Raw genomic sequence first — 24,519 nt, forward strand, 5'->3', positions numbered from 1 at the left:
ATTTAAATATATCAATAGTTATAAGACAAGTAATCAAATCAAAAGTTTAAAAAATATTTTAAACTTTAACGTACCATAAATTTATCTGCCACTACCAGCTCTTTATTGCCGCTAACATATTTATAAAAACCGGTACCAGATTTTAAACCCTTGTGCCCGGCATTCACCAAATTAACCAACAAGGGGCAGGGCGCATATTTTTGATTGCCAAAACCATTGTATAGTACATTTAATATCGCAAGGCACACGTCAAGGCCTATAAAATCAGCCAATTGCAAAGGGCCCATAGGGTGGGCCATGCCTAATTTCATCACCGTATCAATTTCTTCAACGCCGGCAACACCTTCGTATAAGGTGTAAATAGCCTCATTGATCATCGGCATTAATATCCGGTTGGCTACAAAGCCCGGGTAGTCATTAACCTCCACGGGTACTTTGTCCAGCTGCTTAGCCAGATCCATAATCATATTGGTAACTTCATTGGTGGTGGCAAATCCTCTGATCACTTCAACAAGTTTCATCAGCGGAACGGGGTTCATAAAGTGCATGCCAATTACATTCCCCGGTTTTTTGGTTACCGCGGCTATTTCAGTAATAGAAATAGAGGATGTATTTGATGCCAGGATCACATCTTCTTTACCAAGATCACTCAGCTGTTTGAATAAATTTAATTTGATCTCTTTGTTTTCAGTGGCGGCTTCCACAACAAGGTCTGCATTGGACACAGCAGTTTCAAGTTCAGTAAAAATGCCTATCCTGCCGAGTGTTGCTGCTTTAAGTTGTTCGTCAATGGTGCCTTTTTTCAGCTGCCTGTCAAGGTTGGCGGTTATGGTGAGGATTGCGCGGTCCAGGGCTTCTTTATTAATGTCAAATAAAGCAACCTCAAAACCATGCATTGCAAATGTGTGTGCAATCCCGTTTCCCATGGTGCCGGAGCCTATTACTGTAATTTGTTTCATGTTATTATAAGTTCTTCTGTATTCCTGTCGTGTTTAGATCTTAACACAGAGAAACAAAGAAGGCGCAGCGCACTCAGAGTGAAAAAAAAGAATTTTTAAGATAAAAATTCATTGGCTTTTCCCTGATCTTCTTTGCTTTTCTCAGCGTTCTCTGTGCCTCCATCGTGCACTCTGTGTTTATCTTTTTGCCCTAAGCGATTTTGCCCAAAATATTGTTGCAACCTCTTTCGGACTTCCTGATTTAAAATATTTATAAGCCATCAATATAAAACCCGGCATCTATAATTGCTTTTTTATCTAAAGTGTCATAGGCGGGTATATGGCCCAATAACTCAAGCCCGGTATTCTCAAGGATGAAATCCTTTGAATAAATATCTTTTACGCCGTTAAAAATGATGCCTCTTACCGGGATATTTTCCTTTTTTAAGGCATAGGCCGATAACAAAGTATGATTAATGCTCCCCAAATAATTTTGTGACACCAGTATCACCGCCGCTCCTAGTTGCCTGATCAGGTCGAGCATTAAAAAATCAGTATTCAGGGGCACCATTAAACCGCCGGCTCCTTCAATTATAAGTGTATTACTTGTTACCGGTAATACTATATTTTCAGGTTTTATGCTTATCCCATCAATAGCGGCAGATTTGTGCGGAGAAAACGGCTGGGTCAACCGGTACGCTTCGTCAAAAAAAACGGTCTGTGAATTTGAAATCAGATTTTTTACGGTGATGGTATCGCTGTTTTCTAGGTCGCCGGACTGAACCGGTTTCCAGTAATCCGCTTTCAACTTTTCCACCAAAACGGCCGATACAATAGTTTTACCGATCCCTGTGCCTATCCCGGTAACAAATAAGGGCTTGCTATTCATTTATAAAGCTATTAATGATATCTGACAGCAAAGTTATTTCATTTTTGGTATTAAACGAATGCAAACAGATCCTGATCCGTTCACTTTCTGCCGGCACTGTCGGGCTAAGTATAGCCCTTACATCCAAACCATTGTTTTGGAGGTGTTCTGCCAATAATTTTGCTTTTTCATTACTTTTTAATACGATACATTGAATTGCGCTGTCGCTTTTGATCAGGGGATAGGTATTGTTGTGCTTGATATTTTTTTTAAAGTGTAAAATATTTTGCCGAAGTATTTCAGCCTGGTCTGATGAATCCAGTAAAAGCCTGTAGGCCATTTTTACCGATGCTAATTGATGAAGAGGAGCAGCCGTAGTGTAAATAAACGAACGGGCAAAGTTTACCAGGTATTCCTTCAATAATGTACTTCCAAGGACAACAGCCCCATGGCACCCGAGCCCCTTTCCGAATGTAACTACCTTGGCGAATACCCGATCTTTCAAAGATCCGTCAATTATACCTAATCCGTATAAACCAACGGCATGTGCTTCATCTACAATTAAATGCGCGTTATATTTATCTGCCAGGTTCAATATTTCAGCAATAGGTGAGGTGTCGCCATCCATGGAGTAAACGCTCTCAATGGCTACATAGCAGTTTCCCTTTGCCTGGCTCAGTTTATCTTCCAGGGCCTGCAGGTCGTTGTGCTTAAAAGTATAGCGGTTAGCATAACTTAACCTTGCGCCATCGATGATGGATGCGTGTATCAGTTCATCAGTAATTATAGTATCCCCGCGCTGCGGCAGTGACGAGAACAAGCCCAGGTTGGCATCGTAGCCCGAATTAAACAACAGGCTGGCTTTGCTTTGGTGCAGCGAGGCAATATACCCCTCTAAGGCGAGTGCATAGTCAGAATTGCCGGAAAGCAACCGCGAACCCGTTGAGCCATTTGAAGGCTTTTCGTTGTTTTTTATCTCCTGTTCAATTTTATTTTTTAAAACAGGAGATCGTGCAAAGCCCAGGTAATCATTTGAGCAAAAATCGACCAGGCTATTTTGTGGTTTTAAAAAACGCAAATTACCGGCTATGCGCCGTTCATCCAGTTTCTTTTTTATAAATAATTCCGAAGGCGTCAAAATAAAAATTTTTGGTAAAATTAAGAAAGCGCCCCGATTTAACAGGGCGCTTTCTTAAAATTTCATCTTATCAGCGGGATTGGTTTCGTGTACGCTATGAATTGATGCCTTGTATTAAGCATTAAGTCATAAAAATGCAAAATAGACTCAAGACTTACGACTCAAGACTTAACACTAGTTGCCGCCACCTTGCCCGGCCCTGGCGCGCCTTTCATCAACCATTTTTTGAAATGCAACTGCCTGATCGGGTGTGAGTAATGCTTTTATCTGAACTACACTTGATTCCATTACCGGGTGCAGCGCGGCCCTGTCGGCGCCTGCTTTACGCAAACTATCTATTTTAATGTTTTGGGCGATGTATATCGCTTTAATTTTGGCTGTTTGGCCGTCATTAAGCTTTAACATGGATTGCAAGCCTTTCGACATTTGCTCCGGATCGCGCATGCCTCCACCTTGTGCATTACAAAACATTGCGATTCCAGCGAACAAAAAGCACATTAACAAAAATTTTCTCATGGTCTTTGGTTTTTAATTTTTATTAAATGTAACCATTTCCGGATAGAATAAAAATAGGCCATTTGAGTTATAATAAAAACAACAAATGCGCTCCGTTTTATCAGAGCGCCTTCTTGATAAAAGGTTTAGAGGATGGTTAATTGCCACCACCACCGCCGCCGCCTTGCTGCATACGGGCGCGGTTTTCTTCCTGCATTTTTTGATACGCTGCCGCCTGCTCAGTGGTTAATAATGCTTTGATCTGGGCATTTGATGCCTGCATTAAAGGCATCATTGCGGCCCGCATGGCATCTCTGTCGCCATTTGCAGCAGTTCTGATGCTATCCCTTTTCGTCGCCTGGGTTTTATATATAGCCAAAACCTTGGCTGTTTGATCATCAGTTAGTTTTAATTGCGTTTGCAGGTTTTTAGCCCTGTCTTCCGGGGTCATCCTTTGGCCGCCACCTTGTGCACGGCTTACCGCTGTAATCCCAAGCAGGATACAGCACATCAACAAAAATTTTCTCATTGCTTTTCAGTTTTTAATGTTTTAGATAAAGGTAAGTCGGATTAGTTTAAAAACAGGGATGTAACTTAATTGTTGCCTTGGTGGGTCATTGGTCATTAGTCATTAGTCATTGTTTGGTGGGGATTGGTCATTGGTTGTAGGGGCCTGGCTTAGGCCAGTTATGTTAGCCGCCGATATTCTTTATGTAGGCGTTTAGTTTTAGGTGAATAGTGCCTAACTTTTCGATAAATTCAGCGTATTGAGTTTCAGATATTAAGTTTCGCGTTTTAGCTTTAATTATCCATCCTTTTGTTTCGATCAATTAGCCTCTGCTAAAATAACAGAAGTTCTTATTTTCTTTAAAATGATAACGTCCAAAACCTTCGGCGATATTTGCTCCGATCGAATCGGCAGACCGTACGAGTTGTTTTCCTAATGTGTCTTTTGAAAAATATTCCCACCCTAGAACTATAAACCAAATTTCGTCGGAAAATCATTCAGCAAGTTTATATAGCTCTAAATCTTCTAAGCGATTACTCATAATAAAATATTAGAAATGTAATGACTAATGACCAATGACGCGCAGCAAATGACCAATTACCAATTACCAATTACCAATGACCAATGACCAATGACCAATGACCAATGACGCGCAGCAAATGACTAATTAGACAAATTCGAAATAGATCGCTGCATTTGGGCCATCATGCTGGTTAGGCTTTCTAATGTCGGCTCTGGTGTAGGTAACGGGAAATGGGTTGATATATAAGCTTTGGCCTTCCAGATTTCCAACACATCTTCACCGATTATTTCGTAGGGCTCATAAACCGGGTTGTCAGATATCAATTTCAGTGGCTTGTTTTCTTTAAATTTATTGCCAATACGTTTATATACTATGCCATCATTTTTAGAAATGACTACGTAGGTTTCTGCTGGTTTTACATCTGCCCAGTTTTCCACATATTCGCCGATAATAATGGTTCCTGAAACCAGTGGAAGCATTGAATCACCCTTTATTTCAAAAGCCCTGTGTGTGCCTTGTTTAAACATAGGCAGATAGAATTTTGGCAGTTCAGCCACATATTCAGGATCAGCATAGCCATTAAGATAACCTGCGCTGGCTTTTAAAGGTACCAGTTCGATGTTTTCATTGTCATCCTTATCAACCGAAATGCTTAATACGCGCAGGTTGGCAGGGTTGCCTTTGGGCTTCGGCGCCCATTTTTCGTTGATAGTTTCGTTAATAAAATCATCGATAGACACATCAAAAAATAATGCTATTTTTTTTAGCAGATCGTATTTCGGATCAGCCCGTTCTTCTTCATATGCGCCTACAAGTGACCTTTTTATGCCTACCGCGTCAGCAAACTGCTGTTGTGTAAGCCCTTTCTTTTTTCTAAGAAATTTAATATTTGAAGGAATTTTTGACATAAAATTTGGAATTGCTAAAATAATTAGTATTTTTATGCTCATAAAATTAGTAATTATTTTTAAATCAACAAAATTTATTTATCAATATGAAACGCTTCATCTATATCATTACCGACAGAAACCGCAACAACTTACACGTAGGCCTATGTTCAGACCTGTTGAAAACACTGGAGTTTTACCGCCAGATGCCGACTTTGTTTTTTGATAATGCCAACCAGCTTAACCGTTTGGTTTATTTTGAAGAGATAAATACAGAAGAACAGGCAATGGAACGCTTTAAAACGGTAAGCACTTTTACCAGGCCCCAGAAAGAAAAAATGATCAGACCTGTAAACCCTGACTGGGTAGATCTGACCATTGGTTTAAATTACGAAAGCGGCGTAAGAGTAAGACCCCAACTCCGCCCGTCAATCAGTTCAAGCCGCAGAGCGCTTACTTTTTAATAAACTTTAAAGCGCCCGAGTTCATGCAATATCGTTTGCCACCGCGATCTTCCGGTCCGTCGTCAAAAACATGGCCAAGGTGCAGGCCCGTACTGCGCTCAATTACTTCATCGCGCACCATTCCGTCGCTATTGTCCGTAACGATCTCTATTTTTTTGGGATCAACAGGTTTTACAAAACTAGGCCAACCCGTTCCGCTGTCATATTTATCATCCGACGAAAATAATACTTCGCCAGTTGCCGCGCTTACATAAACGCCTTTTTCATGGTTGTTAAAATAAGCATTCTGATAGGGTGGTTCAGTACCGCTTTCAACCATAATATAATACTGGTTAGAAGTGAGCGTTTTTTTCCATTCAGCGGGAGCTTTGCTCATTTTGCGTTTGGGGTCGAATTTTTTTAACTGCTGGCCACTACTTGGCTGGCAACCAAATGCCGCGATCATACTCACCAGCAGCAGTGCTAAAATTGATTTCTTCATTATTTAATCTTTTTAAATTAGACGATAGGGGATTTATTTCCTTACAAAAATAATTACGAAATAAATTAACAATAGGTTTGTCAGCTCCGGGTCTGATTTATATTGCTTTTGGTTTGGGAACCAGTACTGAAGTCACAATATGCAATATTCCATTGCTTTGCTGGATATCGAACTTACTGATGATGCTTTGGCCGCCATTTTCATCAATCAAAACAATATTGCGGTTTTCGTCGATTTTTGCGGTTAGCTTAGTGCCTGCTAAAGTAGTAAAAGTAGCCTCCCCGTTATTTGCATTGATCTTCTTTTCAATATCATGGGCAGTTACCCGTCCGGCCATTGCATGGTAGGTGATCAGGTAACTCAGGTCATCTTTATGATTCGGTTTTACCAGTGTATCCAATTGCCCCGCCGGCAATTTTTCAAAAGCCTTGTTAGTAGGTGCAAAAACTGTTATCGGTCCCTTGCTTTTAAATGTTTGGGTTAACCCGGCATCTTCAATAACCGTAACCAAAGTAGTATATTCCTGCGATTGGGTTATATTTTCAATGATATCATTGGATGAGGTCATTTTCGTCCCGTCAACAATTTTTACCTTACCCCATTTCGATTTCACTGTATCATTTACCGGGTTTGTAACTATTGTGGTTTGTGAAAACACAACAACACAATGTAAAACCAGTATGATAATTCCCACCCATTTTTTCATCCGGCAAAACTACTATTAATCATTTAACAGTAATGACAAAAAAAGCCACAAATAGTTTATTACTAGTCAGAATTTTGTAACAAATAATATTAATCTAATATTCGTTTGCTCAAATACCTACCAGCCGGGCGTAAATCCTAAGCCAAATACAGGTCTGCTGATATCCGTACGGTTAAACGGATAAGCAAAATAGGGTTCCAAAACAAATGCGCCAAAAACATTTACCCTAAGTGAAATGCCCGCGCTGAGGGCTGGTACGCGCTGATTAGCGTCATATACGGGCAGAAGCACTGGCTTACCATTAACCAGGATATCCTTGCCACTGGCGTCTAATTCAGGTGTAGTGCCAATTTGGTCAGGCCCCATTTGAAATTTGATTTGGTCGCCGGCGTTCCAGGCTAAACCAGCGTCGAAAAATAGGTTGAGCTCGGTGAACAGGAATTTTGATTTAAATTGCGAAAGCCTTTCCGGTCCGGTTAAAGGCATCCGTACTTCAAAGTTAGCAACGGCGATACGGTTGCCCGACAGTTGGTCGATAGTGAATCCGTTTGTTGGTGTTTTACTGGATGTGCTGTAAAATGTTTGTGCTTCGTACCCGCGGATGAGGAATGGGTATCCGACATACATCTGGTACAGGTTGCCCGTATTGCCAAATCGCCCGTAACCGTAAAGCCTGGCAGCAAAGGTAACCGGAGCTACGCGCACATATTCTCTCAGGTCGATTGTTGGCGCAAAATACTGGTAGGTGCCAAAATCATACTCAGCCTGCAGCCTGTAACGATACCCGTTTAACGGGGATGCGACCCCGAAATAAGAATTATCACCCACCAGGGCGGCATTTACATTGTAGGTGGTAAAAGGGATCAGCTGTATACCGTTATTAGTAGTCTCGGCATTGTAAACCGAATTTGATATATGCGTGTGGGTATTACTCAGTACGGCGCCCGAGGTGTCGTGGAACGTACTATACCTGTCAACCCGGTAGTAATAGGCGGCCGCACCTGTTCCAAGTTCAATGCGCGTTTTTTTTGTGATCGGGTAGGCGGTAAACAAGGAAATCTGGTCCTGGAATATACGGATCAGGTCGAATCGTTCTTCATTTGCGGGAATCGTAGTGGTAGCATTCAGCTGATAGTTTGTAGGTACCACACTATAATTTGCCGTTTGAAACGGGATATGCGATACGCTTGCGCCAAAATTCCAGCGACCAGTTTGATTAACATAGGTAAATTGTCCGCCAATATCATAGACCTCACCATTTACGGCAACACCTGCGTAAATCTGGTTTCTACCCAAAATATCACTAAAAACGCCTTGTATACCACTTGATAAGCCGGTGCCGTACTGGCTTACAGATGTGCCGACACCCGTACTGGCCAGGTAATCCATTTTAAACTGTGGTTTATAGGGAATATTTTTAATTGAGTCGATGGGGATTTTGGGATATGCCAGGTAATTATTAAGGTTTGAATTAATCAGGTCGACACCAACAGCACGGGTAGGAGGAAGCATGGCCATGGTTGAATTTAAATCACGGGCATCAACATCTTTCGCTGTAAACTCCGTTTCCTTTGCATTATAAACCGAATATTTTTGAGCCCTGTAATATGAATAAACAATATCGTTATTGGCTGAAATGCACAATGCCGGCGAATATTCTGTAATACCACAAATGCCCGTAAACAGGTCCGTCATTTGCTCAACTTTTGCCGTAGCCGGGGTATACCTGTACAGGTTACGAAACCCGTCCCGGTTGGACAGGAAATAGATTTGTGTTCCGTCCGAAGAATATTGCGGGTTTAAGTTATTAGCACCGTTAAAAACTTTGATATCGGTAATTTTCCCGGTTGCCAGGTCCAATTCAGCAAGGTTAAAAGTGATCGCCTGGCTTAATGATTGGTCGTAGGTAGTCCGGTCACTCGAAAAAATCACCTTTTTACCATCCCTGGAAAAGGCTGGCTGGAAATCGGAGTATTTATCATTCGTAAGTTGCTTCACCTGCCGGGTGTTAAAATTATACAGATAAAGATCGCTTTGCCCTTCGGCCAATCCCTGGAAAACAATACTGCTGCCATCCGGCGACCAGGAAAGGTTGCTGAATTGTGCGGCTTTACCCATTGAGACAACGTCAATAGTGTTTCCCGATGCTACATCAACCACCAGCATCCGGTTACGCCCCTTATTAAATACACTAAAAGCAAATCTTTTACTATCTGGCGACCATGTCCCGGCTGATTCGATAAAATTAAATTCGTCGATATGCGTGTTGGATATTTTTCTCGTCAGCTTTCGCAGTATGTGCCCGGTTTTTGCATCGGCCAAAAAAAGGTCCACCGTAAAAAGATTCTTTTCAGATAAAAATGCCAGGTATTTTCCATCAGGACTTATGGCTGGCGCCAGGTTCATTTTACCGGAGTTTTTGTCATCGATAAGCCTATGTCCTACAGGGATTTGTAAAGTGTCTTTTAAATAAGGCTTATAAGTTGTTTCGATCGCGTTTTTCCAAAGATTTGAAAGTGTTTTATCGTCATACCCGAAAGTTCTTTTTATGCCATAACCTAAACCAAAGCGGGCCGTATTTTTGAAGAATGGCACGATAACGGTATCTCCATAGGTTGAGCCTATGAACGACCAAAACGCTTCGCCATACCGGTAGGGAAAATACTTATTGCTCACGGTAAGGTCGCGTACGGTTGGGATGTCATGGTTAAGGTAAGCATCGCGCATCCACATCGCTGTATATGAATCCTTTTTACCTAACGAAAGATATTCAGCCATGCCCTCTATCATCCATAGCGGCAAATTGTTGATATTTTCGAATGAAGCAGAATCTTTCCCCAACAGCAAATGATATTGAAAGGCATGCACCAGTTCGTGCCCTATAACATGCCGGGTCATTTCGTTGGTTTCCATAACCGGCATTACCACCCGGTTTTTAAGGCCTTCGGTAACACCGCCGGTGCCTATATCTATGTCGCCATCAATTGCTGTGGTTTGCTGGAAGTCAGGATGGTTTGCATAAAGTATGATCGGGTTCGGCTTCTTAAACGTATCCCTGAAAATTTGCTGGTGGAGTGTATACCAGAGTTCGCTTTCCTGGGCAAATCGCTTGATCATACTATCATTTTTTAAATAATAATAGATCTCGAAATGTGGTGTTTTGTAAACTTTGAATTTAAGATTTTTATATCGCACCTTATTTTGCCCGAAGTACTGCGCTTTGGATTGCAGGTTTAGTAATAAAAATGAAAAGATTAGGACAAACAGCAATAAATGCTTTTTTCTGTAGCGATGGAGATTTTTATTCATATTGTATAATCAAATAGAATACGCGCTAAACTTGGTAATCGTTGCCTTTGGCTTGGTTGTAATAAGTTTTAAGCGTTATAAATTGTAAAGGTTTTAAAGAATCACTTCTAACTATTACAATCATTACAACTTATTCCAATTCTTAAAACTCATCCCCCCCCGGCAGTATCCGCCTTAATTTTATTGGTATCGATGGGCATAGTAAGGCTATCGTTGGTTAATGAATCTGTATCAATATGTGGCGATGGGCAATCATATTCCTTTGTGATTTTTACCCAAGGCTTTGGGAAAGGCCCGTAGGTGTACCCTAACTTAGGGTCGGCATAAACCTTTTCCATAAACGCGCCAAATATCGGCAAGGCAGTATGCGAGCCTTCGCCCGTTTCTGAACTGTTAAAATGCACGCTGCGGTCATCTGCGCCTACCCATATACCCGTTACCAGGTCCTTGGTTACGCCCATGTACCAGCCATCAACATATCCGGACGAAGTGCCTGTTTTTCCGCCAATCTGGTTGTTTTTTTTCCATAAACCGGGGTATTCCCATAAAGCCTGCGACGTACCTCCGGGTTCTTCCATACCCCCCCTAAACATGTATAGCATTAACCAGGCTGTTTCCGGGCTGATCACCTGTTCACTCTTCAAATCAAATTCTGCAAGTACATCACCATCCTGGTTGGTTATTTTTGTAACCAGCAAAGGGTCAATCTTTTTCCCTTTATTTAAAAAAGTACTGTAAGCCCTAACCATTTCATACACCGAAACATCATTTGACCCCAATGATACCGATGGTACCGACTTTAAAGGACTTTCAATACCAACTTTATGAGCATACTCAACAATTTTATCCCAGCCAACCTTTTCGGTTAATTGTGCGGTGATTGAGTTTACGGATGCGCCCATTGCCCAGCGTAGCGACATTTCCTGTCCTGTAAATTTAAACGAGGCATTTTTCGGTTCCCATACCTGTTGCCTGCCCTCATCGGTGTATTTTATGGAAACAAACTGGTCGGTAAATTTATCGCATGGTGTAAAACCGTTATCAAGCGCTGTTAAATAAGCAAATGGTTTAAATGTTGACCCGGCTTGCCGTTTCGACTGGTTTACGTGATCGTAATTAAAGTATTTAAAATTTATACCCCCAACCCAGTCCTTTATTTTTCCAGTGGAGGGCTCAATGGTCATCATGCCGGTATTCAACAGCCGGGCATAGTATTTAATAGAATCAACGCTTGAAAAAGTGGTGTCCCTTTCGCCTTTCCAGGTAAACACCTTCATCTTCCTGGGCGTTTCAAAATATTTTTTTATCGGCACAGTGTCATTATGATACTTTTTTTGAAGCAGCGCATAGATCGGCAAATGCTCTTCGGCTTTTTTTATAAAATCTACAATTTCTTTGCCATCCAGGTCCCGCCATGGATTCTTTTTACCCCAAAGGTCATTAAACCGCTTTTGCAGCATCTTCATTTTCTCGGCGACCGCTTCTTCAGCATATTGCTGCATTTTGGGATCTATCGTGGTGTAAATTTTCAGGCCGTCGTTATAAAGGTCATAATCATTGTCATGACACCATTTTTTTAACCACCGCTCCACCGCTTCCCGCAGGTATGAATCACCCTGTCCTTCATTCCCTGTATAACTCAAGTCAAGGTTGATAGGAGTTTGGAGATTTTCATCATACTCTGTCTTGGTCAGTTTGCCATATTTTAACATTTTAGCCAATACGGTATTGCGCCGTTCAACCGACCGCCTGGGATTACTGATAGGATTGTAGGTAGAAGTCGCCTTTAACATCCCTACAAGTGTAGCAGCCTCAGCCGGAGTAAGCTGATCAGGCGTTTTATTGAAAAATTTTAATGTTGCGGTTTTTATGCCAAAAGAATTGCTGCCAAAGGGGACTGTATTTAAATAGAGCGTTAAAATCTCCTGTTTACTGTAAACATGTTCAATTTTAAAAGCGGTCAGCCATTCTTTGCATTTATAAACAACGGTATTTATCAAAGGCACATGTTTGATAATGCCCTGCGATTTGCGTTTCCGGGTTTCGAACAGGTTTTTCGCTAATTGCTGGGTAATCGTACTGCCGCCGCGTTTATCTCCTTTGGCCGTTGAAAGCATACTGGTAAAAAAGGAATAAAAGTCAACCCCGTGGTGGTTATAAAACCTCACATCTTCGGTAGAAACCAGCGCATTAATGATGTAAGGGGAGATCTCTTTATATTCAACCGGCGAACGGTTTTCTTTAAAATACCGCCCTATCAGGGTACCATCAGCATAGTAAACTTCGGAGGATAATGACATGGATGGATTTTTAATATCCTGCATATCAGGTGAGTAGCCAAACAGCCAAAGGAAGTTTAATTCAATGGAACAGAAAAAAATAATGACAAAATAAATGAAGATGACAAGATATCTTAGAAATCGGTTTTTTATACGCCTGAACATGCGGTAAAGATGTAAAATTATGGCCCTAAATCATAGCCTGATCAACAAATATTAACAACGTAATTTTACCAAGTTAATTTTAAGCTAACTTAGCAAGAATCAAATTTGTTTTATGAAGAGCATAATTAATAAATTTAAAGTAATTGACGGAAAAAATTTTTCTCTGGAGGAAATGCCTACTGATTTTTCAGGAGACTACAAGAAAGAAGATACAGAAATATTCCTGGCCAAAATGATCAAAGAAACGGCTGCAATGCAGGATGCATTATACGCTGATAACCGATTTGCGCTGCTCATCATATTCCAGGCGATGGACGCTGCAGGCAAGGATGGCGCTATATCGCATACTTTATCAGGATTAAATCCGGAGGGATGCGAAGTATTTAGTTTTAAACAGCCCAGCGCTGAAGAACTTGATCACGACTTTTTATGGCGACATTATAAAGCTTTACCAGAATTTGGCAGGATAGGAGTGCACAACCGCTCCCACTATGAAAACGTGTTGATCACTAAAGTGCATCCTGAATTATTATTACAGGAAAAACTGCCCGGCATAAAAGATGTGAAAGACGTTGATAAAAAGTTCTGGAAACACCGATACGAAAGTATCCGCGCATTCGAAGAGCATTTAACCGAAAATGGCACGGTAATCATTAAGTTTTTCTTAAACGTGTCCAAAGAAGAACAAAAGCAACGTTTTCTTCAACGCATTGAGGACCCGGAAAAAAACTGGAAATTCTCGGTAGCTGACATTTATGAACGTGAATTTTGGGACGATTACATGAAGGCATATGAAAAAGCCATTCAAGAAACGTCAACTGAAAGTTGCCCATGGTATGTACTGCCGGCTGATAAAAAATGGTTTACAAGGATCGCTATATCCGCTATCATCCTGGATTCTTTAAAAGGATTAAAGCTGAAATACCCGGTTTTGCCAAAAGTGGAAAAGACAAAATTGGAGGAGGCGAAAAAGCTGCTGATGGGGGAATGAGGAGAAATGCCATTTTAGCCTTTCTCCGCTCACTTAAAAAACTCCCTCCGGGTCTTTTCCCTGATCAACTTTTTCTTGTATTTGGCTAATCTCCCTGTTTTTATTGTAGCCAATATCAAATAAAAAGGAGATTGAAAAACCAGATGCCCAGATTAATAAAAATGATGCCTGATAATTAGTAGCGAGTATTATGGCAATAATCAGGAAGGTAGTCCCCGTAACCAGATAATAATTGGCCTGCCGCTTTTTCAATGCAAAACCCGTGTATCTGCAAAAATCTGAATATGCTCGGTGTTTAATAATAGGTATTACCAGCGTATAATTACCCACTTTATGAAAAATATTAAGGTCGACGAAATGATTATTAATTATTGTCTGATCGGGTTTATAGGCCAAAACCGATACATAACTCTGAATTTCGGCTTCAGGCACATTTCTTTTTTTAAGCTCTTCCAGCGCAACGGAAACAGCCAATTCAGTATAATCCGACTTGTTTGAAGTTATTTCAAGCAAATCGTCGGTAGCCATAGTGGCATATTTTTCCTTAAGACTTTCCCTGTTGATCATATAGCTAGATTAGGATTTTAAAAATAGGTAAAAATCAGCGCTATAACTTTTTTATAAAATCCTACCTTTTCGATAGGAATAATACTATATATTTTTATATTTGACGATCAATTATTAAAATCATGAAACATACCTCACTGTTCACAATTATTCCTGCACTGATTTTATCGGGCATTCACCCGGTTTATGCGCTAAAAAAGAAAACATTATCCGGAGATGTGGTTATTCAATGGAACCAGGTTACTTTAAAAGCGGCAAAAATCGCCAAACAAAATACTAACGAAGCCAGCCGTACTGTTGCAATTGAAGCCATTGCTGTTTATGATGCCATAAATTCAATTAAGAGCTTTGGCAGCCCTTACCATTACTTCGTGAAGCCAGCCGGCGGCGCGTCGGCAGTAGCCGCAGCGGCACAAGCGGCGCATGACGTGCTGGTTAACTATTTCCCCGCGCAAAAAGCGCTACTCGATTCAATTTTAACGGTTAGTTTACAAGGGGCGACCGACGGCCCGGTTGATAACGGCCAAAAAGTAGGCGCCGCTGCCGCGGCAGACATCATTGCTTTGCGTGCAAATGATGGATCGGCACCAAACGTTACTTATCCGGGGCCTGCAAAACCAGGAATAGGGGAGTACAGGCCAACACCCTCAGGGTTTTTACCGGGAATTAACCAGCAATGGGGAAAGATAAAACCGTTTTTATTGACAAGCGGCGATCAGTTCAGGCCTGAAGCGCCGCCAGCGCCGGGAACAGGCGACTTTAAAAAAGCATTGGCGGAAGTGGCCGATATTGGCTCGGCCAAAAGCGCTACACGCACTGATGACCAAACGCACATAGCTCAGTTTTACAAACAGGATGCTGAACTAACGGTAAATGAAGCTGCCCGGATCCTTGCTAAACAACATGGATCGTCGCTGGAGGAAAGTGCACTTGTTTTTCTGTTAACTGACCTGGCAGAAGCTGATGCCCGGATCGCACTTTTCGAAGCTAAATATAATTACCTGTACTGGAGGCCGGTAACAGCCCTGAATGCTGATGCAGATGGCTCAGTAACAAATAACTACGCAACCTGGTTGCCTTTATTAACAACGCCGCCGCACCCTTCCTATCCTTGCGGTCATTGCGGAACAGTGGCTGCAGGTTTTGAAGTGCTCAAAAAGTTTTATGGCGATAAAAATACCTTAGAACTGCATACCACAACTCCCGGCGAACCATCAAGGGTGATTGAATCGCTGACCAAAGGGGAACAGGAAAACGACCTGAGCCGTTTATACGGTGGCATCCATTACCGTTTTGATATAGATGCCGCGCAGCAACTGGGGCTTAAAATAGCAGCCTACGTGCTGGCAAACGGTCCCAAAGCCACTAAATAGCTTTTATAATTAAATAAATTTTGTTGATTTTTTAATTAGGGGGCGCGGTAATCCGTGCCCTTTTTTTATATTTAAACTGGCACGCCCTTCCCGGGGAAAATCAGGATTAGTTTAAGGCTGTTCTCCGCCTTCAGCTGAACTTTTATCTTTTCAATATTTTCCTGCGGCGGTTTTACGTGGGTAATAATCAACTTAAATCCGATTAAAGCTCCTTTAACAGTTAATGAGGCTAATTCATCCATCTCTTTCATCAGCCATTGAGGCGTAAGATGCCCGAATAAAGTTTTATCCGGCTGTTCATCCAGAAATGACGTTTCAATCATGATTCCCTTCAGCTTTTTGCTTTTTATCAGTGGGGCTATAGTCTGCCAAAGGTTATGCAGGTTGTTGCTTTTCTCCACCTCATCAGGCCCTGTATCGCCAAGGTAAAGCAGAAAAGCATCGTTACTCCTGATCAAAAATGCTGTGCTACTTAAATTGGCATGGCTTAAAGGGAATGCCTGTGCCGTCATCAATATGTTTTGGATTGGTGTAATGCGGTCCGGGTTCAGCACCTGGTAATGGTATTTGCTTAACGCGGGTTTACCGCCTTCATTAGCAAAATTGGCCCAGCTTTGCCATGTAAAATAATGCGTTTTAATGGTTTCAATGCAGTTTGCCAATGCATAAATATTTTTAACAGTGTCATCCGGTGAGTTTATGATGAGGCTTGATACGTGATCAAGATTTGCATGAGAAATCAAATATTCTTTAATATATCTCCGCAATACCTGTTCAGCCGGGATGGAAAACACTTTTTTGCCGATAGCTTTTTCAATACCATAGTGCAGTGTGCCCGCATCCAGGCAAATTTAATTATCAGTCCCCCCAGCGGCAACCAAATAGGCTGATAAGTTGCTTTCGTCAATTCCACCTTTTACTCCCAGCGGTACTATTTTAAAGTTTTGCGAGAAAAGCCGCAAGGGGTGGCTAAGGGAAAAAAGAATTATTAAAAACGGACCAATTTTGGGACGAAATTTCATTCGCCAAAAATAAAAACTAATGAAACATTAAAACAAACCAGGCCTGTTTTCTATTGTCATTTAACAATATGATAATATAATTAACATCATAAGCTCACATGGGTACATTACTTTTATAATCAACAATAAATAAGTTTGTTATGAAATTTATCACGAACATTACGAAGCTTTTTAAAGCCTTCCGTGAAAGAATGATCTTAAGGAGCATGCGCTCGTCATTCATTCACTAATTTAATTGGTAATAATTTTGTTTTATAAAATTGTAATATACAATTTGGGCTTCTGTTAACACTATTTAATGGAACCTGGCATTCAGTACACGCATTTTAATAAAAAGCTTTTTGGAGATGATTTTGCCTGGGGCGTTTCAAACGCCGCATTCCAGGTAGAAGGGGCTCATGATGCCAATGGCAAAGGCGAATCTATCTGGGATGTTTTTACAGGTAAAAATGACAAAATTCTGAATGGTCATCATGCACAAATCGCCTGCGACTTCTATAATCAATATGAAAACGATATTGATCTCATCAAACAACTAAATATCCCCAATTTCAGGTTCTCTATTTCATGGACAAGGATTTTACCCAGCGGCACGGGTGAGGTGAATCAGGAGGGTGTAGCATATTACAACCGTGTTATTGATTATTGCCTGCAAAAAGGCATTGAACCCTGGGTTACACTTTATCATTGGGACCTGCCGCATGAGCTGGAGCTCAAAGGCGGCTGGACAAATCGCGATATTGTTGATTGGTTTACTGCCTATGTAAAAATATGCGCTGAGCATTTTGGTGATAGGGTTAAATATTGGATGATCATGAACGAGCCGGCCGTATTTACAGGTGCAGGCTATTTTTTGGGTATTCATGCCCCGGGGCGTACAGGGTTAAAAAGTTTTTTACCGGCTATTCACCATACGGTTTTAAGTATTGCAGCAGGGGCAAAGGCTTTACGCGCCACGCTTCCGGCAGCGCAGATCGGTACAACATTTTCCTGTTCATTTATCGAGCCTTTTTCTGGTAAAGCAAGAGATATTAACGCCGCAAAACGCGTGGATGCGATCATCAACAGACTGTTTATTGAGCCTGTTTTAGGGCTCGGGTACCCAATCGATGATGCTCCGATTTTAAAGAATATAAAAAAATATTTTCTTGCGGGGGATGAGGAAAGGTTGAGCTTTGACTTTGATTTTATAGGGATACAAAATTATACACGAGAGATTGTAAAGTATTCCATTTTTACGCCCTATATAAGTGCCTCGTTGGTAAAAGCCGAAAACCGGAAAGTGCCGTTAACGCAAATGAAATGGGAGGTTTACCCGCCGGCCATTTACCAGATGATAAAAAAGTTTAATGCCTATCCCGGGATAAAAAAAATGCTGATCACCGAGAACGGCGCCGCTTTTCCTGATGTGGTTGGTAATGGTGAGGTTAACGATGTATTGCGTATTGAATACCTTGAAACCCACCTGGCACAGGTGTTAAAAGCAAAAAACGATGGCTATAAGGTAGATGGGTATTTTGTGTGGACATTGACAGATAATTTTGAATGGGCGGAAGGTTACCATCCGCGTTTTGGACTGATTTATGTTGACTTTGATACGCAGCAGCGCATTATCAAGTCGTCAGGGCATTGGTACGCTGACTTTTTGAAATAGTGGTTTTACCTGTAGCTTTTAGACATAGCCAGGCTATAATATCATCCTGTGCGCCTTTATTCAAAACAAAGCAATATTTATTACAATAAATTATTTTATTTAAAAGCGTCTTCGCCAGTGATATCCATGCCTGTGATCAGTAAATGAATATCATGTGTCCCTTCATAAGTTATTACTGATTCAAGGTTCATCATGTGGCGCATAATCGGGTATTCCCCTGTAATACCCATGCCGCCAAGCATCTGCCTGGCCTCGCGGGCAATATGAATGGCAACGTCAACACTGTTACGTTTTCCCATAGAGATTTGGGCAGGAGTGGCCCGGTTCTCATTTTTTAACTGCCCGAGCCTCCATACCAGCAATTGCCCTTTTGTAATCTCAGTGATCATTTCGGCCAATTTCTTTTGTTGTAACTGAAACCCGGCAATTGGTTTGCCAAATTGTTTGCGTTCTTTGGTGTATCTTAAAGCAGTATCATAACAATCCATTGCTGCGCCGAGTGCTCCCCATGCTATGCCATAGCGGGCCTGGTTAAGGCAGCCGAGTGGCCCTTTCAAGCCTGAAGCATTAGGCAGCAGGTTTTCCTTGGGTACTTTAACATTATCAAAAACCAATTCGCCGGTAGCTGAAGCCCTGAGCGACCATTTGCCATGTGTTTCGGGAGTGGTAAAACCTTCCATGCCACGTTCAACAATCAATCCACGAATCTTGCCGCTTTCATCCTTGGCCCAAACAACGGCGATATCGGCAAAAGGCGAATTGGAGATCCACATTTTTGCGCCGTTTAGCAAATAATGGTCGCCTTTGTCTTTAAAATTTGTCTCCATGCCGCCGGGATCGGAGCCATGATCAGGCTCTGTTAATCCAAAACAGCCCATTAACTCGCCGGTAGCCAGTTTGGGTAGGTATTTTTTCTTTTGCTCTTCTGAACCGTAAGCGTATATCGGATACATAACCAATGATCCCTGCACCGAAGCTGTCGACCTAATGCCTGAATCACCACGCTCAATTTCCTGCATAATGATGCCGTACGACATATAATCCAAACCAGCCCCGCCATATTCAACCGGAATAGTTGGCCCGAAAGCGCCAATCTCACCCAAACCTTTTATCAGGTGTTTTGGAAATGTAGCTCTTTGAGAATAATCTTCAATAATAGGGCTTACTTCTTTTTTAACCCAGTCCCTCACAGACGCACGGATCAATTTATGCTCATCAGTTAAAAGTTCGTCAATCACGTAATAATCGGGCGATTCAAAAAGATCTTTTTTGGACATAGTGTATTGAATTGGTGTGCAAAGATAGTTGAATTTCGGATTTTTCGCAGTTGTATGTTTTTTTGGTGCTCAAGATGGCTTCGCCGTTTCGGAATTTCAAATTCGGATTTAATTTTTTGTTCCAAATAAATTAGAGCGAGAAAAAACTGTCGCAGTTAAAAATCCGAAATCGAACATCCGAATTCCGAAATCAAAAAGTACATTTGAACCATGATAACCATTGCCATACAGGGTGCCGAGTTTTTTGCTTACCATGGTTTTTATGCTGAAGAGCAAAAACTGGGAACTAAATTTATTGTTGATGTTGAAGTGAATTTTATGCCATTGAATGACATAAGAGCTGACACAATAAGTAATACGGTAGATTATGAGAAGGTTTACAACATGATTACAGCGCAAATGAAAGATACCCGTAAATTGATTGAAACGGTTGCGCAATCAATTGCGGATGACATAAAAGAGCATTATCCTTTTGTTGAAAGTATTCGTGTTTCTATGAAAAAAATAAACCCGCCACTTGGTGGTAAAGTTGATTATTCAGCAATAACCATTATTCTCTGATCAGGAAAAAGAAAATATGAGCTTCAATAAAATTACATCCGGTATTCTTTCGTCCTTCAAATTAATAGTGGGGGATGATGCCGTTATTACCAGCTATGCCGATCTTGAAAAATACAGCCATGATGAAACAGAAGACCTGCATTATTACCCGGAAGTTGTTGTAAAGCCAAAAACACCCCAAGAAATAGCGGCGCTGATGCGGCTCTGTAATGAAAACCTGATACCTGTAACGCCAAGAGGAGCGGGGACCGGCTTAAGCGGCGGTGCCTTGCCGGTTATGGGCGGTTTATTGATCTCGATGGAGCGCTTTAATAAGGTTTTGACCATTGATGAACAAAACCTGCAGGCCACCGTTGAGCCCGGGGTAGTAACCGAAGAATTTATGGACCAGGTTGCCGCCAAAGGATTATTATATCCCGTTGACCCGGCTAGTAAGGGGAGTTGCTTTATCGGCGGGAATGTTTCGCATGGCTCCGGCGGTCCCAGGGTGGTGAAATACGGAACTATTCGGGAGTATATCCTTAATCTTGAAGTTGTTTTGCCTTCAGGTGATATTATATGGACAGGCGCCAATACCTTAAAATATGCATCTGGTTATAATTTGACGCAGTTGATGATTGGCTCTGAAGGCACGCTGGGCATTATTACCAAAATTGTGGTTAAGTTGATTCCCAGGCCGACGCACGACGCTTTACTTTTGGCTTCCTTCAGTACCAATGAGGATGCAAGTTCGGCTGTTTCAGCCATATTCAGGGCCGGTATTGTTCCTTCTGCGGTGGAATTTATGGAACGAAGGGGCGTAGAATGGGTAAAAGAACATGACGGGATCACTTTTGACTTGAAGGATGGGATCGAAGCATTTCTGTTGATTGAAGTTGACGGCACCAACCAGGAGGTGATCTTCGCCGACTGTGAAAAAATAAACCAGGTGCTGGAAGAATTTAATTGTCAAGATGTGCTATTTGCCGATACATCAGCTCAAAAAGAAGAGCTTTGGCGCATGCGCCGGACGATGGCGGTATCGGTGAAGTCAAATTCAATATATAAAGAAGAAGATACCGTTGTGCCACGCGCCTGTCTTCCGCAATTGATTAAAGGAATAAAAGAAATAGGGAATAAATACGGCTTTGAATCAATATGTTATGGACATGCCGGCGATGGTAATGTGCATACCAATATTATTAAAGGACAGATGAGCGATGAGGATTGGAATAATAAATTAAAAGATGGGATTCGTGAAGTTTTTGAACTTACTGTTTCTCTAGGTGGCACGATCTCCGGCGAACATGGCATTGGCGTGGTACAAAAAGATTATATGGCCATTAAATTTACAGAAGTTCATTTTGAAATATGGCGGGGCATCAAAAAGGTTTTTGATAAAAACGGCATCTTAAACCCGGGGAAGATATTTTAATTGGTTGATTGGGTTGGATTAAGTTGATGAAGTGAGTGGTTGTACGTGAAATCATTCGATAATTGATTTAAAAGTATTAAATTTAAAAATCACTAATTCAATAATTTACCAATTGAATAACCTGCTCTATATTTCTGAACCCGACCTCATTAAAGTGGGGCTGGCAGTATTGTGCGGGGGGCTGCTTGGGCTCGAACGTCAATACAAAAATAAAATCGCCGGTTTCCGCACCATTATACTGATCTGTCTTGGTTCAACCTTATTTACGATCGTTGCGCAAACGTCAGGCAATTTGGCTGCTATGAATATCGTAACCGGCGTAGGTTTTATCGGTGCCGGGGTTATTTTTAAGGACAATGTAGGCGTTAGCGGCTTAACCACTGCGGCGGTAATATGGGTATCAGCTGGCATCGGCATGGTGATTGGTTCGGAGCACTATCTTTTAGGCGTAGTTTCGACTATAGTAGTTTTGATGGTATTGGTGACTTTTAGTTTACTGGAAGGATATATCGACAAAATTCACCGCGACAAATTATTTGTGATCGAATTCACGAATGGAGATTTTGAAAATGTTGAACATATCCGGAAGCTGATCACGGCCAACGGGTTAAAGTTTAATACCGTTAGCATATCCAAAAAAGACGGCTGCCTGCAAGCGGCAATCTGGGTGACTGGTCATAAAATGGACCTGTCAAAGCTGGCTGAGATTCTTTTAAGAATGCCGGAGATCAGGTCGTTTTAATGATTTGAACCATGAAGAAAGTAAATTGGCTCAACCTATTGATAATCTTCTTTTTCAGTCTTAATACGGCGTTTGCTCAACCCTTAAAAAAAGTAACTGCCAACCATTTTGACATCATTGTTTACGGTGGCACTGCATCTGGTGTCATCGCCGCCTATACCGCCAAAAAAATGGGTAAATCGGTATTGCTGATTGAGCCTGGGGAGCGCATTGGCGGCTTAACTACCGGTGGGTTGGGTTATACAGATATCGGCAACAAGTACGCTATTAAAGGGTTATCACTCGATTTTTACAGAAAAGTTGGCCAGCATTACGGCATTTTTGAGCAATGGATCTTTGAGCCGCACGTTGCCGAAAGTATCCTCCTTGCCTGCTTAAAAAAAGCTGGTGTGCCTGTTTTGTTTGATCACCGGGTATTGTCTGTCAATAAAATAAACGGTAGGATCGCTATGATCTCTCTTGAAAATTCCCTTCGTCCTACCAAAAAAACGAACAAAACCATTATCGGCAAAGAATTTATCGATTGCAGTTACGAAGGCGACCTGATGGCTAAAGCAGGCGTATCTTATACGATAGGCCGCGAAGACAATAAGCAATATAACGAAACCTATAATGGCTCACAGTTAAGAGAAAAGCACCAGTTTCCGGACGGTGTCGATCCTTATAAAATTCCCGGGAAGCCGGAAAGTGGTTTGATTTGGGGAATCAGCAATAATGCTTTACTTCCTGATGGAACCGGAAACAAAATGGTTCAAACCTATAATATCAGGGTATGTTTAAGCAAAGATCCCGCTAATAGCATCCCGATTACCCAACCGGATGATTACAAGCCTGAACGTTACGAATTATTGCTCCGGCTGATGGAGAAAAAAACCATTAAGCATATAGAGGACATTATGACGACCAGCGCGATGCCCAATCATAAAACGGATATCAACAATAACGGCCCGTTTTCAACAGACCTGATTGGCGCGAACTGGAAATATCCCGAAGCAAATTATCAGGAAAGGGCAGCGATTTTTAAAGCGCATGAAAACTATACCAAAGGCTTTTTTTATTTTGTAGGACATGATCCGCAGGTTCCTGTAAACCTTCGCAATGAAATGTTGCAATATGGTTATCCAACAGATGAATATCAAAATTCCGGGCATTTTACTAATCAAATGTATGTGCGTGAAGCAAGGCGGATGATAGGGGAATACGTGATGACCCAGGCCAATTGCCAGGGTAAGGAAATAGTAAACGATGGTATTGCCCTGGCTGCCTATACCATGGATTCGCACAATGCCGAGCGGTTGGTAGTACACGGGATGGTAAAAAATGAAGGAGATGTGCAAATAGGAGGGGTTGGGCCATATCCAATCTCCTACCGCAGCCTGGTTCCCAAAAAGGAGGAGTGCAGCAATTTATTGGTGCCGGTTTGTTTATCAGCCTCGCATATTGCCTACGGTTCCATCAGGATGGAGCCGGTGTTTATGATGCTGGGGCAGTCTGCAGCTGTCGCGGCCTGCATGGCAATTGATAAAAAATGCCCGGTACAACTTGTAAATGTGCAAAAACTGCAATCCGAATTAAAAAACAACCCACTTGCGGACGGCAGTATCCCTGAAATATTGGTTGATAATGATGATACGACAGCAGTTTCTATAAAGGGCGACTGGAAACGTATGCCCAACTTTGAAGGCTGTTATGGCCCATCACTGCTTGAAAATGCAAGGCCAAAAGCTGGCGACCTGGTGAAATTCACACCATCAATCAAAAAAGAAGGGAATTATAAGCTTTATGTTTATGTGGTTAAATCCGATGGGGTTTTAGGAAAAATCAACCTGCTAATCAGCAACGGAAAAACAGCAACTGAAAAGGCGATCGACCTTAACCACCTTGAAGTAAAAGGCCAAACAGAAGGGGAGTGGATACCACTGGGTCAATGTTATTTTGCTGAAGGAAATAGTGGATTTGCTGAAATTATCTGCAAAGATCAGGGCGCTCCAATGTCGGCTGACGCTGTTTTATTCATCCCGTCGGGAATTGGTGAGTAGTTGATTAAGTGAATAGTTTTTGAGAGATTTTACAACGTTTTATATCAATAAAACAACCCAATCAACCCAATCAACCACTCACCTAATCAACCGATTTAATTCGTATTCAAAATCAAGC

General features: G+C 41.6%; 22 protein-coding genes. 8 read left to right on the forward strand and 14 right to left on the reverse strand.

Going from position 1 to position 24,519, the window contains the following annotated elements; all coding sequences use genetic code 11:
- Window positions 1–65: 65 nt before the first annotated feature.
- The 7 genes from QZY09_RS08695 to QZY09_RS08720 all read right to left on the reverse strand — a co-directional run bounded on the left by QZY09_RS08695 (window position 66) and on the right by QZY09_RS08720 (window position 5,378).
- Entirely contained in the window at window positions 66–959 is an 894-nt protein-coding gene (locus tag QZY09_RS08695) for a 3-hydroxyacyl-CoA dehydrogenase family protein (protein WP_295671120.1), read from the reverse strand.
- Window positions 960–1,209: 250 nt separating this feature from the next.
- Window positions 1,210–1,827 (reverse strand): dethiobiotin synthase, encoded by a 618-nt coding sequence (gene bioD / locus QZY09_RS08700; RefSeq protein ID WP_295671124.1) that lies wholly within the window; start codon window positions 1,825–1,827, stop codon window positions 1,210–1,212.
- Entirely contained in the window at window positions 1,820–2,944 is a 1,125-nt protein-coding gene (locus QZY09_RS08705; protein WP_295671127.1) for a pyridoxal phosphate-dependent aminotransferase family protein, read from the reverse strand. The genes bioD and QZY09_RS08705 overlap by 8 nt, the downstream gene beginning before the upstream one ends.
- Before the next feature lie 174 nt (window positions 2,945–3,118).
- Window positions 3,119–3,460, reverse strand: coding sequence for a hypothetical protein (locus tag QZY09_RS08710; RefSeq protein WP_295671130.1), 342 nt, complete (start codon window positions 3,458–3,460; stop codon window positions 3,119–3,121).
- Between the two features lie 136 nt (window positions 3,461–3,596).
- Window positions 3,597–3,968 carry a hypothetical protein gene (locus QZY09_RS08715; RefSeq protein WP_295671133.1) on the reverse strand — a complete coding sequence of 124 codons (372 nt, stop codon included), beginning with the start codon at window positions 3,966–3,968 and terminating at the stop codon, window positions 3,597–3,599.
- Between the two features lie 301 nt (window positions 3,969–4,269).
- Entirely contained in the window at window positions 4,270–4,428 is a 159-nt protein-coding gene (locus QZY09_RS24720; RefSeq protein ID WP_367119197.1) for a four helix bundle protein, read from the reverse strand.
- A gap of 182 nt (window positions 4,429–4,610) precedes the next feature.
- On the reverse strand, window positions 4,611–5,378 hold the full coding sequence (locus QZY09_RS08720; RefSeq protein ID WP_295671136.1) for a LexA family transcriptional regulator: 768 nt from the start codon (window positions 5,376–5,378) through the stop codon (window positions 4,611–4,613).
- 86 nt (window positions 5,379–5,464) lie between these two features.
- On the opposite strand from QZY09_RS08720, the gene QZY09_RS08725 reads away from it, so the two are divergent.
- A complete protein-coding gene (locus QZY09_RS08725) occupies window positions 5,465–5,821 on the forward strand; it encodes a GIY-YIG nuclease family protein (protein ID WP_295671139.1) in 357 nt (118 codons plus the stop codon).
- Here the strand turns inward: QZY09_RS08725 and msrB are convergent.
- From msrB to QZY09_RS08745, 4 genes are all read right to left on the reverse strand, one after another.
- A complete protein-coding gene (gene msrB / locus QZY09_RS08730; protein WP_295671143.1) occupies window positions 5,811–6,302 on the reverse strand; it encodes a peptide-methionine (R)-S-oxide reductase MsrB in 492 nt (163 codons plus the stop codon). The genes QZY09_RS08725 and msrB overlap by 11 nt on opposite strands.
- A gap of 97 nt (window positions 6,303–6,399) precedes the next feature.
- Window positions 6,400–7,008: a fasciclin domain-containing protein gene (locus tag QZY09_RS08735; protein WP_295671146.1), complete on the reverse strand. Its 609-nt coding sequence runs from the start codon at window positions 7,006–7,008 to the stop codon at window positions 6,400–6,402.
- Between the two features lie 117 nt (window positions 7,009–7,125).
- Complete coding sequence (locus QZY09_RS08740) at window positions 7,126–10,125, reverse strand: DPP IV N-terminal domain-containing protein (protein WP_295671149.1); 3,000 nt, start codon at window positions 10,123–10,125, stop codon at window positions 7,126–7,128.
- Window positions 10,126–10,466: 341 nt separating this feature from the next.
- Entirely contained in the window at window positions 10,467–12,761 is a 2,295-nt protein-coding gene (locus tag QZY09_RS08745; RefSeq protein WP_295671152.1) for a transglycosylase domain-containing protein, read from the reverse strand.
- Between the two features lie 112 nt (window positions 12,762–12,873).
- Between QZY09_RS08745 and QZY09_RS08750 the strand changes: the two genes are divergently transcribed.
- Entirely contained in the window at window positions 12,874–13,752 is an 879-nt protein-coding gene (locus tag QZY09_RS08750; RefSeq protein WP_295671154.1) for a polyphosphate kinase 2 family protein, read from the forward strand.
- Window positions 13,753–13,785: 33 nt separating this feature from the next.
- Here QZY09_RS08750 and QZY09_RS08755 read toward each other — a convergent pair whose 3' ends face one another.
- On the reverse strand, window positions 13,786–14,319 hold the full coding sequence (locus QZY09_RS08755; protein ID WP_295671157.1) for a hypothetical protein: 534 nt from the start codon (window positions 14,317–14,319) through the stop codon (window positions 13,786–13,788).
- 122 nt (window positions 14,320–14,441) lie between these two features.
- On the opposite strand from QZY09_RS08755, the gene QZY09_RS08760 reads away from it, so the two are divergent.
- Window positions 14,442–15,692: a vanadium-dependent haloperoxidase gene (locus tag QZY09_RS08760; RefSeq protein ID WP_295671160.1), complete on the forward strand. Its 1,251-nt coding sequence runs from the start codon at window positions 14,442–14,444 to the stop codon at window positions 15,690–15,692.
- A 71-nt stretch (window positions 15,693–15,763) separates the two neighbouring features.
- On the opposite strand, the gene QZY09_RS08765 is transcribed toward QZY09_RS08760, so the two are convergent.
- The gene (locus QZY09_RS08765) at window positions 15,764–16,486 is read right to left on the reverse strand and encodes a 3',5'-cyclic-nucleotide phosphodiesterase (RefSeq protein WP_295671163.1); all 723 of its coding nucleotides are present in this window, start codon (window positions 16,484–16,486) and stop codon (window positions 15,764–15,766) included.
- A gap of 526 nt (window positions 16,487–17,012) precedes the next feature.
- On the opposite strand from QZY09_RS08765, the gene QZY09_RS08770 reads away from it, so the two are divergent.
- Window positions 17,013–18,368 (forward strand): GH1 family beta-glucosidase, encoded by a 1,356-nt coding sequence (locus tag QZY09_RS08770; protein ID WP_295671165.1) that lies wholly within the window; start codon window positions 17,013–17,015, stop codon window positions 18,366–18,368.
- Between the two features lie 95 nt (window positions 18,369–18,463).
- Here the strand turns inward: QZY09_RS08770 and QZY09_RS08775 are convergent, their stop codons facing one another.
- Entirely contained in the window at window positions 18,464–19,645 is a 1,182-nt protein-coding gene (locus QZY09_RS08775) for an acyl-CoA dehydrogenase family protein (RefSeq protein ID WP_295671167.1), read from the reverse strand.
- A 210-nt stretch (window positions 19,646–19,855) separates the two neighbouring features.
- Here QZY09_RS08775 and folB point away from each other — a divergent pair, with 210 nt between their 5' ends.
- The 4 genes from folB to QZY09_RS08795 all read left to right on the forward strand — a co-directional run bounded on the left by folB (window position 19,856) and on the right by QZY09_RS08795 (window position 24,401).
- Window positions 19,856–20,206, forward strand: coding sequence for a dihydroneopterin aldolase (gene folB / locus QZY09_RS08780; RefSeq protein WP_295671170.1), 351 nt, complete (start codon window positions 19,856–19,858; stop codon window positions 20,204–20,206).
- A 16-nt stretch (window positions 20,207–20,222) separates the two neighbouring features.
- The gene (locus QZY09_RS08785) at window positions 20,223–21,620 is read left to right on the forward strand and encodes an FAD-linked oxidase C-terminal domain-containing protein (protein WP_295671174.1); all 1,398 of its coding nucleotides are present in this window, start codon (window positions 20,223–20,225) and stop codon (window positions 21,618–21,620) included.
- Window positions 21,621–21,732: 112 nt separating this feature from the next.
- Window positions 21,733–22,362 (forward strand): MgtC/SapB family protein, encoded by a 630-nt coding sequence (locus QZY09_RS08790; RefSeq protein ID WP_295671177.1) that lies wholly within the window; start codon window positions 21,733–21,735, stop codon window positions 22,360–22,362.
- A gap of 11 nt (window positions 22,363–22,373) precedes the next feature.
- Window positions 22,374–24,401, forward strand: coding sequence for an FAD-dependent oxidoreductase (locus tag QZY09_RS08795; RefSeq protein ID WP_295671180.1), 2,028 nt, complete (start codon window positions 22,374–22,376; stop codon window positions 24,399–24,401).
- The last annotated feature ends 118 nt before the right edge of the window (window positions 24,402–24,519 follow it).

The sequence above is a fragment of the uncultured Mucilaginibacter sp. genome, from assembly GCF_903913935.1.
Classification (GTDB): Bacteria; Bacteroidota; Bacteroidia; order Sphingobacteriales; family Sphingobacteriaceae; genus Mucilaginibacter.